This is a genomic window from Stanieria cyanosphaera PCC 7437, assembly GCF_000317575.1.
In the GTDB taxonomy this organism is placed as follows: Bacteria; Cyanobacteriota; Cyanobacteriia; order Cyanobacteriales; family Xenococcaceae; genus Stanieria; species Stanieria cyanosphaera.
Genome location: NC_019748.1, coordinates 511,782 through 523,563, shown reverse-complemented (window position 1 = coordinate 523,563; position 11,782 = coordinate 511,782). Strand labels below are relative to the sequence as shown.

The window sequence follows — 11,782 nt, the reverse complement described above, 5'->3', positions numbered from 1 at the left end:
TAGGAACGATGAACGCGGAATTAAAAAACTCATTATTTAGCACTTATCATTGATAATTTCTTTTTTACTCTTTATTTTTTGTGTTTTTGATTTTTCCTTGGTAAGTAATGTTAATGTCTTGAGAAGATGGAGAAAAGCTGTTATGTCTCGGCGAAGCAGACAACCAAGATACCATTGAATCACTCAAAGTACTAACAAAAAAACTTGCTACAGTCACTAAAAAAGTATTACTAATAACTGCTGCTAAACCCAAAGGTGCAATGAGGAGTAAAATTAAAGTAATTGCTCCATTAACTATGGCTGTGGCAAAATTTCTGACAATAGCTGCGCGAGTTGATAAATACATCAGTAATCAAAAAAATAATTTTCTTATATTTATCTAAATTTAATTAGTTTTTTTATTTAAATCATCGAAATACCAATATTTACTGAACAGAAAATTAAATCATCAAAGTATAATCAGATCGGGCCTTACTGAATTTATTAATCTTCAAAACTAATATCAGTTTTAATTTGACAATCTTAATTAGATCGAGTAGTTCTTTGCTAAAAATAATTGAATTTAATGTCTCAAAAAACCAAAATAAATCGCTATCTCAATCCTCAAGCTTTAGAGAGATTATTACTTTTAATTGCTACCTTACTTAAATATCCCGGGATTGGTTGTCGCGATGAAGAACTTCAACTCGACGGGACGTACAAGGACTTGAAGAAACCTCAAGTGTCAGCCCCTCACCGAAATCATCATAACGCCTTACAATTGGTTCAAACTGCTTTGAGAAATTTAGCTCAAGAAATAGGAATTAATTTACCCGAAAATTATCCTGCCATCCCAACAATTAGAAAAGATTTAGAACTCCTCAGAGATTATCAGATTTTAGAGCAAAGAATGTACCGTTGGGGTTACTATCTAGGTACGGGAGTGATGGATAAATATCAATTAAAAGCTGCTTTTAATGCACTAGAATCCCAAGCAATTTATCAAGGCGATCCTCAATTAAGGCAAATTTATTATACTCTCAAACTTAGATTACGAGGATTTGAATTTGAAGGAGAGCAAGACTTTTTTTATCCCGTCAGACAACATCTCAATCGAGCAATTAATCATACAGATCCAGAAGAGATGATGAGTAAAGGAGAATATCGCCATACTTTATTTCATCAAATTAATTTATTAGAACAGGCAATTATTCAAGGACAAGCGATTGAAATTTCTCGCAGTGTCGATCTTTATGGCAATAATAAAATCGGTCTGATGTCTGTTTTTCCCTTACAGTTAATTTACTATGATATTGCTTGGTATTTACTCTATGAAAATGCAAGCGATCGCTACGCGCCTCGCCAAGGGCGAGATCGCACGTTAGCAATCGGCAGAGTTAATCGATTTAAAAATCATTTAGAAATTTTAACTCCTGGTGGTAGGGGAATAGCAGCACAAAAACAAAGCCTACAAAATGCCCATCAATTATTAAATAATGGTTGGGGATTAAATTTAGGTGATGGACAACAACAACAATTAGAATTGCAGGGTAAATTAGAATTTATCGAGATTAAAGTTCGTTTTTTTCCTCCCGTTAGTAATTTTATTGAAGAAGGAGAATTACGCCATCCCCAACAGAAAATTAGAAAAGGAAAATTAGATTTTACGACAGGTAAACCAACCTATCTCGATTATTTAATTAAATTACCACCTCGTTCTTTAGAGGAATTTAGTTTTTGGGTTAATCGTTACTCAGACAAAGCCGTAGTTTTATCTCCTCCCCAATTAGTAGCCAAACATCATCAGTCTGCTTTGAATTTAGTTCGGCAATATCAATAGGTGAGCGATATCCTCTCACTCTTGGTAAGAGGACATCGTATCCTAGTATCCTATTTACAAAATGATCGACTGGCAACCGCTTTCCCTATTTGGTCGATCAATCTCGCTGTAGAGAATATCTACCCATTCCCCATCACTGGGAAAGTACTTCGGCTCGACACAAAATACCCAATAGCGATAAATTTTAAGGCAATGGCGCACCCGATTAAAAGCGGGTTGTCGAGCTTGCTTAAGAATGCGATAAGCTTGGTTTTCTTCTGCGACTAGAGATACTCCCACGCGAGTGAACTTGCCCTGCCAGTTTTCTAGATTAATTACTGCATCTAGATGAAGTAGTTCCCAAACAGTGTAGGGATCGTCTGGGTCTTGTCCGCGAGCGATTGCATCAAACCATTGGTTGGGTAGGTGGGTAGTGACTAAAGCAGAAACTTTTTCAAAAGCTAAATCTGGATGATGGTAATCGAGAACTTGAAGGCGAGAAGCGCAATGACGAAAACGTAAACCGAGTAGAGACATTCATTTCCTCCTACAAATAGACACACTCAGCCCTTGGGGACTGGTTCATAGGAGGACAAAAATCCTTAATATGTCTTGGCTTACGTTATGAATAACGCAACAATACAATAATACAACAAAAGAGGATAAAATCAATAGGCGATTTAAATAATTAGTTTGAGTAGTTTACTCTAGATTGAAATAATTAATGTTACTGCGCTTGACTCTACAGAACAAAATTACTAATTATTAAAGCGATCGCATACTTTGATCTTAAAATTATTAGGGGCAGCAATAGTTAATCCTCGTCGCACTGGTTTGAGAAGAAGATGATTAGTTAGTGCTAGTTGCCAATCGGATAAGATGCTTGCAATCACTAGTTTTATTTCCATTTGTGCCAAAGCTGAACCCAAACAACGGCGATTTCCACCACCAAAAGGCAGATATTCATAAGGCGAATACTGTCTTTCTAAAAAACGTTCTGGTCGAAATAGTTCGGGTTGAGGATAAAGATCTTCTCGCCAATGAGTTAAATAAATAGAAATACCAAAAGCAGTTCCTGCGGGAAACTGATAATCTAAAACTTGTAAAGGTGCTTTCGATCTACGAGTAAATGTACCAGTCGTAATCGGATAAATTCTTAAGGTTTCGGCAATTGTAGCGTTGAGATAAGGTAATTGAACGATTTGATGCCAAGTTCTTTCCTCACCCAATTCATTTAATTCATGAAGTATTTTTTCTTTAACTTGAGGAAGATAATGAACCCAATATAATGCCCAAACTAACGCAGAAGCAGTAGTTTCATGACCTGCCATCAACATGGTGATTAACTCATCATGAATTTCTTCATCAGTCATGGGTTTGCCAGATTCATCGGTTGTGGCTAAAAGTAAACTTAAAATATCATTGCCTATTGGTTGTTGTTCTCGACGCGCTTTAATTTCCTCGTACAGTAACTCTTTGATTTGTTTTCTTAAACGAACAAAACGACCCCAAGGACTCGATGCACCCCAATCTTGGCGGAGAAATTCAAAGAAAATTAAACTAGAACTTAAAGGAGAACTGATGATCTCTAACCAAGCACAAAGAAGTTGTCGCAGTTGTTCGTAACGCGATTGTTGAGAGTTGAGTCCAAAGACAATTTGTAAAATCACTCGCAGAGTAATTTCTTGCATATAGGTGCGGACTCGGATCAATTTTCCTGTTTGCCATTGATTGGTTACCTGTTTAGTAATTTCAATTATTTGTTCGCCATAACTTTGCAAACATTCTCCATGAAAAACAGGCATTAACAACTTTCTTTGACGTTGATGAAATTCCCCATCTTGAATAATTAAAGAGTTTTCGCCGACTAGAAATTTTAAATCGGTATTATTTTTACCAATTTCAAACTGTTCGGATGGAGTAGTAAAAACTTCTTTAATCGCTTGAGGATTACTGAGAACCACAAAAGGAGGAGAGTTTTGTCTGCCAAGTTGATAAATATCGCCATAACGCTGATAGTTTTCGTTAAAGTATTCTAAAGGCTGAAAAATAAACTTAAACAGACGTAACTTTCTCAACCAGCGAGAATTTGGAGGGCCAGGTGGTTGTCTCATAGTAGTCAGTTTGAGCGAACAATTTTTTTATTGTGACAAATATTTTTAATGATTGCGCTCGTTAATTGTTAGTGTTGATTCACTATTACTACTTTTGAAGATGTAGTGAGGAAAACTTAACGAACATAACCAACTTTAATTGAAGTAAATTAATTGAAAATGAATATTCGCTACAATTACTGACATTAAAACAGAAAAGTTGTTTGGTTAAGTCCTTTCAAAGCATAATCAACGGCAAATTAGCTTTTTATTTACGTACAGTAGATTGTAATATCTTCACCACATTGCTCGGCAAGAAAACAAAGTGCGCGAAATCTCAAAGTCATCAACTGTTCGTAAAGAGGATTTAGTTTACAAAGTGGAGGAATGCGAAACATAACTCTACCAAACAAACGAACTTCACGAGCAAAAGGACATTGAGCAGGAATTAACCTGACAATTTGACGTGCTACTTGTTCTGACTTAATTTCTAAGTTATCAAACTGTTTTTGAATGAATCGGAGTGGATTGGGCAATTGATAGTTGTTTTTTTCGGTTAAGCTTGACATATCGATGTTTAGTTATTGAAATCTTATCTAGTTGAACTATATTCAGTTTAGACATAAGCTCAATAGATGACAACCTAAATGCAATATAAGTTTCTTTTATCTTTTATTGGTTAAATTTATCAAAAGATTTTTAAAGCAATCTGTTTCTTACCTCATTAAAGCTGAGATCGGGGTTTTGACTGTATCTCCTTAACCTGAGAACCGCTATATTACGGCAATACATTCAATTTCTACTAAAACATCTTTGGGTAAACGAGATACTTCAACACAAGCACGGGCGGGAGCGGTTGCTTCATCGAAATATTGGGCGTAAACTTGATTGACAGTACCAAAAGTACCTAGATCGGTTAAAAATACTGAAGTTTTGACTACATTTTCCCAATTAGCACCAGCTTCTTTTAAAATCGCTTCAATATTATTCATGACTTGCTGAGTTTGTTTGGCAACATCTCCACTGCCGACAATTTCCCCTGTGTGGGGATCGAGGGCAATTTGTCCAGCTACAAAAATCATTTGTCCAGAAGTTGCGATCGCTTGATTATATGGCCCTACAGGTGCAGGTGCGTTTTGGGTGCGGATAATTTTTTTACTCATATTTCAATTTTAATAGTGGGGACGAATGCCATAATGACGATAACGCCAATAATCTTTCATAATGCGATCGTGATCGAAACAGAGAGAGGTTGGAATTTCCCCAGAGTGAAAGATACCGATATTTTTGGCATCGTCGGCTGCTTGAGGTTGTCCAGTTGCCTTAGCAATAAAGACAATTGCTAGAGTATGTTGACGAGGATCGCGGTTTGGCTCGGAGTAGACTTGAAATTGTTCTACTAATTCTACATCTAAGCTTACTTCTTCTTTGGCTTCCCTAATAGCTGCGGTTTCGGCTGACTCGCCATAATCGATAAAACCTCCTGGAATTGCCCAACCAAAAGGAGTATTTTTTCGTTCGATCAGAATAATTGGTCGCTCTAAGCGGTCGCTTAGTTCAATAATGATATCTACTGTAGGTGCAGGATTACGATGAGTCACATTTACTAAAGTAGTTTATTTATCTCGGCTTTAAATCATATCATTAATTGTCTATTTACAATTCGCAATCAAGCAACTTTTGGTTAGTAAAATCAGTCTCAAGATTAGATTGATAATTACTGAAAAAGTATTTTTATCTTGGTAAGAATGAACCGTCATTGGTTCTAAGATTATGGTTTTAAAAATTGGGACAATTTGTCATTTGTTATTTAGTAATGAATAAAAAATTATTAAAAGTCAATCAATTATTTTTAGCTGGTTTGCTCGGTTTAATCTTAAGTATTACTACAACAAAATTATCATCTATGTTTAATTTATCTTTAGTAAGAGCCGACAATATTCAAAACGACACGAACAATATTAATGAATTTAATTTAATTGAATTAGGAGTACCTCCTTTTCGTCAAGATGCACCTAAAAATAATCCTAATCGCTCAAGTTCCATCGAACTTCAATTAATCTCTACTACACCAAATCAAATTACTGATACTGAAGCTTGGTTTGAGCGTAATAACTTATCCTTACCAACTTATCAAGTTCCCAATTTTAATCTTAATCAATTAGGCGATCTTCCTGATTATCTTCCTAGATCTTTTGGAGATAATATTTTAGTTAAAGCGATTCATTACCGCGACCGCGATTTCTTAATTTATGGTAATGATTATGGTGATGGTCGCTATTTATTTAGTTATGATTCAGATTCTCATCAATTTACTGCTGGTTATGATTTCAGTAATTATTCATTATCACCAGATTATGTAGAAAGCGACCTAGATTTTGTTAATCAAAGTTTAACTTGGGTTAATCAGGAAGATAATATTTTGTATGTATCTCATAGGCATAATACTTATGCTCAATCTTCTTTAGGCATGAATGGTTATCTCACCGCAATTAATACAGACAATAATCAAATTATATGGCGTAGTCAACCCTTAGTATGTAATGCAGGTAATTTTGAAATTATTAATGAAGTAATTATCTGTGGTTATGGTTTTACTGCTGAACCAGATTTTCTTTATTTAATTGATAAAAATAACGGTAAGGTTTTACAGCAAATTAATTTAAAAACTGCTCCAGATTATATTATTCGTAAAGGCAATAAATTGTATGTTCGTACTTACGATACTGATTATATATTTGAAATAAAATTTATGAATAAAATGTAAGTTGGGCAATGCCTACCTTGCTCTACTTTAATATTATTGAATCTACTGACCTACTTGCGAAATGTCCGCTTTAAGCTAAGAAATATTAGGTTTATTTAGCCAAACATTTCACCCAATGTTTTAGGAGCAATTCCCGATAGATATCTTCGTTCCTGATTAAGATATAACCAAGTCGGAATTTGAGAAACTAACTTTCGCTCTCCTTCAAAATTGATTTTTTGGGATTTTAATGCCAAATCGAGAGGATCGTAGCCCATTACCACATGAACGAGCGCACTAAGCTCTGCTGTAATTAAAATATCAACTTCAAAACCTGGATCTTGCATACAGACATCAACCCTTCTTTGTTCTACTACTACCCAATAACTACGTTGTTGGATGCTCTGTTTGGGGATGTTTCTCAAGTCAAATTGGAAGACAATTTTTTCTTCAGGCATCGCATCTAAATTAAAACCTCGTCGTAGCGACCACATAAACAATGCAGGATCGAGTTGTTCTGCGAAAAGGCGATCGCTCGTCCAATGCTGCGCCCATACACCCATTGCTTCAATGATGGGGCGTAAAGCTTCCCCCGCTTCTGTCAAGAGATAAAGTGAGCCTTGTCCTATTTTCTTTTCTTGACGGGTAATAAGACCTGCATTTTCCATTTCCTTCAAGCGTTTAATCAACAGAGCGCGTGACATTAAAGGAACTCCACGACTAATTTCATTGAAATGGCAACTACCAGACATCATTTCACGCAAAATTAGTGGTGTCCAGCGTTCGCACATGGCTTCTGCTGCCCTGGCAACTGGACAATATTGACCGTAACTCTTACTCATTTTGCTTCTGTTTTTAACTTTCTCTTCTCAGGTTCAGATTGTGATCTAGTATGACAATTTTTCCTGTCGCAGAATAAAAACAACACAAGATTTCACATGGAGTGCAACAAATAATTATGCTAGAACTTAAAGATTATCCTCAGTCTCAAACTGTTGATTGGCGTACCTTAGCAGAATCTATAGGACAACAATGTGCCAAAGAAGAACTTTTAGCCGATGATTCCGATTGTTTTGTCACCAAGAATTTTGCTCTTCTTCAAGAATCTGGGCTAACAAGAGCAGGAGTACCAGTTGAATTTGGTGGTGGGGGTGCAAGCTACAGAGAAATTTGCGATATATTGCGTATTTTAGGTCGTCATTGCAGTTCCACAGCATTAGCACTATCGATGCATACTCATCAAGTAATGGTCAATGTCTGGAAGTGGCAGCATCAAAATGCGGATGTTGAAGGTTTACTTCGTCGCATTGCTACTGAGCAAATTATGTTACTCAGTACTGGCGGTGGAGACTGGCTTAATGGTTCAGGAACAGCAACACTCACTGAAGGTGGTTTTATTATTAATGCCTGCAAAAGTTTTGTTAGTGGTGTTCCCACAGGGGATTTGTTAATTACCAGTGCTGTCTATGAAGACCCTACAGCAGGAAAAACAGTACTACATTTTGCATTACCAATGAATACACCAGGAGTATCGGTCGAACCTGTATGGCAAGCTATGGGCATGAGGGGAACTGGTTCTCACAATGTGAGACTCTCTAATGTTTTTGTGCCAGAACAGAAGATCGCTTTACGCCGTCCTGCTGGCAAATGGCATCCCGCTTTTCATTTAATTACGGCGATCGCTTTCCCGATTATTTACTCCGTATACGTTGGTATCGCCGAGGCTGCGAGAAAGTTAGTTGTTCAAGAAGCGACTCAGCGACAAAATGATTCCCATATTTGTTATCTAGTTGGTGGTTTAGAAAATGAATTAGCTACAGCTAAGTTAGCACTGCAACAGATGATTGTTCTTTCTGAGTCTAATCAGTTAGGTTTAGAAACTAGCAATCAAGTGATGATCGGACGTACCATAGTTGCTAAAAGTGTATTAAATACGATGGATTTGGCAATGGAAATTGCTGGTGGAAGAGCTTTTCAACGTTCTTTTGGTCTAGAAAAACTGTTTCGAGATGCTCAAGGTGTTAGATATCATCCATTACGGGAAGAAGCTCAACGCCAACTTGCTGGTAAGTTGGCACTGGGGGTGTCACCTAACACGTTCTAGGAACGTTAAGTCTAGGGGGTGACAACACACTCTTGAGGATGAGAGAATAAGCTTTGTCGCTATCATACTCTGTTGGTAAAAAGGTAGTTTGTCGGGAGTCAGTACCATTAATTTTCCAATCCAATGATGACATATTTGAAAATTTTCAACCCACAAACTTCCGTATAAACCTATCTAATTCGAGCGGTCAACATTCTGGGGATACTCCAGAATTACGCCTTCAAAAAATTGCTGTGTCTTTGATCTTTTCTCAAATTCTCTTGTAAGCAACAAATATATTTTTTGACTCCTTTGAAAGCAATTATTTCTCCTTTTATTATTGTCCCAATGTATGCGATCGCATTACTTAATTTGCTTTGGAATTAAATTTATTACGATTGTGAGGCGTATCAAAATCAATAATTGGACCTAAAGGAACAATACCACTAGGATTAATATGAGGATGACTTTGATAATAATGACGCTTGATATGATCTAATTTACAAGTTTCTTTAATTCCAGAATGTTGATAAATTTCTTTGAGATAATTCCATAAATTTTCATATTCCCAAATATGACGAAGATTACATTTAAAGTGAACGTAATAAACTAAATCGAAGCGTAATAAAGTAGTAAACATACAAATATCTGCTGCGGTAAAACTATTACCACATAAGAATCTTTGTTCACCTAAAATATGATTCCAATGATCTAAATTTTCAAACAGTTCGATCACTGCTTCGTTGTAAGCTTCTTGAGAAGTAGCAAATCCTGCGCGATATACTCCATTATTAATTGGATTATAAATCTCATCAATTGTTTGATTAATTTGATCTTTTAATTGTTCTGGATATAAAGTAATTTTTTTTGTAGCTAAAGCAGTCAATTCTTGATCAAACATCTCGATAATTTCCCGAGATTCATTATTAACAATTCTGTTGGTTTGTTTGTCCCATAATATAGGAACAGTAACTCTTCCTGTATAATTTGAATCAGCATGGGCATAAATTTCTCGTAAATATTTAGCATGATGAATTGGATCGGGAATAGTACCCGAAAAATCTGCAAAAGTCCAACCTTCATCGCCCATAAAAGGATGAACTACGGAAAGAGAAATAACATCTTCTAAACCTTTTAATTTTCTGACAATTAAAGTGCGGTGCGCCCAAGGACAAGCATAGGAAACATATAAATGATAACGATTAGCTTCTGCTTTAAAACCACTCGAACCATCAGCAGTTATGCGATCGCGAAAAGTAGTTGGGTTGCGTTGAAAATTGCCACTGCGATCGCTTTGATAGCTTTGTTTTTGCCATTTGCCATCGATCATTATTCCTGTTGCCATTTTGATTATCCTCTGCTGAATATTTAAATAGTAATTTTAAAAATTATTTGATAATTACAAAAGAATTGAGCATTTTATTGACTATCGGGCTAAATTTTTGATACTTTTGTGCTTCAGCCGTATAAGTAATAATATAAACTCGATTATTTCTAATTGTCCAAATTTGCATTCTTTGGAGTTTATTTCTCCCTTCTTCTCCATGATAGACTACTTTTCTAGCTTCTCCATTGGCTAAAGTCGCTACACTTGCAGAGGTTAAATTAGGGTCAGATAATTTTTTAATTTCTTGAATTGATTGATTAGTATATTCACTAAGAGATAAAGGAGTAGATAATTCTTCGATCATAACGCTGATATTTTCCTGAAAATTGTTTTGCGTTTCTTGATCGGGTGCAGTAAAAATTATTCCTGTCGTAAAAAAATCATTTCTTGGTTCAGTAGACCAATCTTTAGGATAATTAATTTTAATTCCGTATTCTGGATCGCTATAGGTTAAAAAAGTGGTTTTTGTTGGAGTTAATAATTTCCAAAAACCAAAGCTCAAAATAACTATAATTGTCCCTAAAATACTAATTAAACGAACAGAAATTTTGTGAGAAAGCTCTGGCAGTTTTGGTTGATTGTTTTGAGGAGATAATGTAGTAAAATTGGGTTGATTTTGATTATTTTCCAGTTGAGCTAAATCTTCTAAAACTGCTATAGCTGATTGATAGCGTTCTTGAGGAAGATAACGCACCATTCGCTCAATAATAGTTAAGAGATTTGGTGAATATTTATATTCAGAACGAATGCGACCGCGCCAAATAATTTCTCCTTGATCATCAAAGGATAATTGTTTAGGAAATAATCCTGTAATTGCTTGAATAGCGATTATACCAACACTATAAATATCACTACTAAAACTAGGAAAACCATTCATTTGTTCGGACGCAGTATAACCTTGACTTTGAATTACTACTGTAGGAGTAACAGGGGTAAATTGTCCCTGGGTGTTAGCGACGTGAGTGCTAATTCGTTTAACTGCGCCAAAATCAATGACAATAATTTTGCCGTCAGATTTCCTTCTCATCAAATTAGAAGGTTTCAGATCTCGATGAATTACACCATGTTGTTGAATAAAAACTAAGACATTACAAATATCTTTTAATAATTCAATAACCTGAGTTTCACTTAATGAATGTTCGGGAATAATTTCTTGGGTGAGATCGTAACCATCGATAAATTCTTGGACTAAAAAAAATTCTTCGTTTTCTTCAAAATAAGCCAGAAGTCGAGGAATTTGAGCGTGACTTCCTAAATCAACTAAAGTGTTAGCTTCTTCAGCAAATAAACGTCTAGAAATTGCTAAAGTATTGCGGTCGCTTCTTTGGGGTTTGAGTTGTTTGACAACACAAGGACAATTAAAACATTGTCGATCTTCTGCTAAGAAAGTAATGCCAATCCCCCCTCGCCCCAATTGTTTGATCACATAGTATCTTCCCCGTAGGGTTGTACCGATTAGATTGACATTCATCAGAATTAACTAGTCTTCAATTTAAGTGATTAAAAAACTCGGCAGGATTACATTTAGGTAGGCTTCTGTCTGTTTTTTTATGCAATTAAAATTCTGAATGAGTTAATTCTACTATTGATCGGACTTTCTCTTCTGAGATACTACAAAAATTTAATTCTTTAATCGCGTAAAAATGAGCTTTAACACTAGGCAATTTAGTCCTTA

12 protein-coding genes are annotated in these 11,782 nt (G+C 35.6%); 3 read left to right on the top strand and 9 right to left on the bottom strand.

Annotated elements, in window-relative coordinates; translation table 11 throughout:
• Positions 1 to 64: 64 nt before the first annotated feature.
• Positions 65 to 346: a CRISPR-associated protein Csx18 gene (csx18, locus tag STA7437_RS02220; protein WP_015191738.1), complete on the bottom strand. Its 282-nt coding sequence runs from the start codon at positions 344 to 346 to the stop codon at positions 65 to 67.
• Between the two features lie 219 nt (positions 347 to 565).
• Here csx18 and STA7437_RS02215 point away from each other — a divergent pair, with 219 nt between their 5' ends.
• Entirely contained in the window at positions 566 to 1,819 is a 1,254-nt protein-coding gene (locus STA7437_RS02215) for a helix-turn-helix transcriptional regulator (protein WP_015191737.1), read from the top strand.
• 54 nt (positions 1,820 to 1,873) lie between these two features.
• On the opposite strand, the gene STA7437_RS02210 is transcribed toward STA7437_RS02215, so the two are convergent.
• The 5 genes from STA7437_RS02210 to STA7437_RS02190 form a co-directional block, all read right to left on the bottom strand.
• Positions 1,874 to 2,335: a hypothetical protein gene (locus STA7437_RS02210; RefSeq protein WP_015191736.1), complete on the bottom strand. Its 462-nt coding sequence runs from the start codon at positions 2,333 to 2,335 to the stop codon at positions 1,874 to 1,876.
• Positions 2,336 to 2,556: 221 nt separating this feature from the next.
• On the bottom strand, positions 2,557 to 3,912 hold the full coding sequence (locus tag STA7437_RS02205) for a cytochrome P450 (RefSeq protein WP_015191735.1): 1,356 nt from the start codon (positions 3,910 to 3,912) through the stop codon (positions 2,557 to 2,559).
• 251 nt (positions 3,913 to 4,163) lie between these two features.
• Positions 4,164 to 4,460 carry a Mo-dependent nitrogenase C-terminal domain-containing protein gene (locus tag STA7437_RS02200; RefSeq protein ID WP_015191734.1) on the bottom strand — a complete coding sequence of 99 codons (297 nt, stop codon included), beginning with the start codon at positions 4,458 to 4,460 and terminating at the stop codon, positions 4,164 to 4,166.
• A 204-nt stretch (positions 4,461 to 4,664) separates the two neighbouring features.
• Positions 4,665 to 5,054, bottom strand: a complete 390-nt coding sequence (locus STA7437_RS02195) for a RidA family protein (protein WP_015191733.1) — start codon at positions 5,052 to 5,054, stop codon at positions 4,665 to 4,667.
• 9 nt (positions 5,055 to 5,063) lie between these two features.
• Positions 5,064 to 5,492 (bottom strand): NUDIX domain-containing protein, encoded by a 429-nt coding sequence (locus STA7437_RS02190; RefSeq protein ID WP_015191732.1) that lies wholly within the window; start codon positions 5,490 to 5,492, stop codon positions 5,064 to 5,066.
• A gap of 215 nt (positions 5,493 to 5,707) precedes the next feature.
• On the opposite strand from STA7437_RS02190, the gene STA7437_RS02185 reads away from it, so the two are divergent.
• Positions 5,708 to 6,658: a hypothetical protein gene (locus tag STA7437_RS02185; RefSeq protein WP_015191731.1), complete on the top strand. Its 951-nt coding sequence runs from the start codon at positions 5,708 to 5,710 to the stop codon at positions 6,656 to 6,658.
• A 95-nt stretch (positions 6,659 to 6,753) separates the two neighbouring features.
• On the opposite strand, the gene STA7437_RS02180 is transcribed toward STA7437_RS02185, so the two are convergent.
• Complete coding sequence (locus STA7437_RS02180) at positions 6,754 to 7,479, bottom strand: winged helix-turn-helix transcriptional regulator (RefSeq protein ID WP_015191730.1); 726 nt, start codon at positions 7,477 to 7,479, stop codon at positions 6,754 to 6,756.
• A 116-nt stretch (positions 7,480 to 7,595) separates the two neighbouring features.
• On the opposite strand from STA7437_RS02180, the gene STA7437_RS02175 reads away from it, so the two are divergent.
• Positions 7,596 to 8,741: an acyl-CoA dehydrogenase family protein gene (locus STA7437_RS02175; protein ID WP_015191729.1), complete on the top strand. Its 1,146-nt coding sequence runs from the start codon at positions 7,596 to 7,598 to the stop codon at positions 8,739 to 8,741.
• A 346-nt stretch (positions 8,742 to 9,087) separates the two neighbouring features.
• Here STA7437_RS02175 and STA7437_RS02170 read toward each other — a convergent pair whose 3' ends face one another.
• Positions 9,088 to 10,065 carry a glutathione S-transferase family protein gene (locus STA7437_RS02170; RefSeq protein ID WP_015191728.1) on the bottom strand — a complete coding sequence of 326 codons (978 nt, stop codon included), beginning with the start codon at positions 10,063 to 10,065 and terminating at the stop codon, positions 9,088 to 9,090.
• Positions 10,066 to 10,108: 43 nt separating this feature from the next.
• Complete coding sequence (locus STA7437_RS02165; protein WP_015191727.1) at positions 10,109 to 11,578, bottom strand: serine/threonine-protein kinase; 1,470 nt, start codon at positions 11,576 to 11,578, stop codon at positions 10,109 to 10,111.
• Positions 11,579 to 11,782: the final 204 nt, after the last annotated feature.

Bases quoted from the DNA above. Each gene is read 5' to 3' on its own strand.
- csx18 (WP_015191738.1), bottom strand. From the start codon at position 346: ATGTATTTATCAACTCGCGCAGCTATTGTCAGAAATTTTGCCACAGCC.
- STA7437_RS02215 (WP_015191737.1), top strand. From the start codon at position 566: ATGTCTCAAAAAACCAAAATAAATCGCTATCTCAATCCTCAAGCTTTA.
- STA7437_RS02210 (WP_015191736.1), bottom strand. From the start codon at position 2,335: ATGTCTCTACTCGGTTTACGTTTTCGTCATTGCGCTTCTCGCCTTCAA.
- STA7437_RS02205 (WP_015191735.1), bottom strand. From the start codon at position 3,912: ATGAGACAACCACCTGGCCCTCCAAATTCTCGCTGGTTGAGAAAGTTA.
- STA7437_RS02200 (WP_015191734.1), bottom strand. From the start codon at position 4,460: ATGTCAAGCTTAACCGAAAAAAACAACTATCAATTGCCCAATCCACTC.
- STA7437_RS02195 (WP_015191733.1), bottom strand. From the start codon at position 5,054: ATGAGTAAAAAAATTATCCGCACCCAAAACGCACCTGCACCTGTAGGG.
- STA7437_RS02185 (WP_015191731.1), top strand. From the start codon at position 5,708: ATGAATAAAAAATTATTAAAAGTCAATCAATTATTTTTAGCTGGTTTG.
- STA7437_RS02180 (WP_015191730.1), bottom strand. From the start codon at position 7,479: ATGAGTAAGAGTTACGGTCAATATTGTCCAGTTGCCAGGGCAGCAGAA.
- STA7437_RS02175 (WP_015191729.1), top strand. From the start codon at position 7,596: ATGCTAGAACTTAAAGATTATCCTCAGTCTCAAACTGTTGATTGGCGT.
- STA7437_RS02170 (WP_015191728.1), bottom strand. From the start codon at position 10,065: ATGGCAACAGGAATAATGATCGATGGCAAATGGCAAAAACAAAGCTAT.
- STA7437_RS02165 (WP_015191727.1), bottom strand. From the start codon at position 11,578: ATGAATGTCAATCTAATCGGTACAACCCTACGGGGAAGATACTATGTG.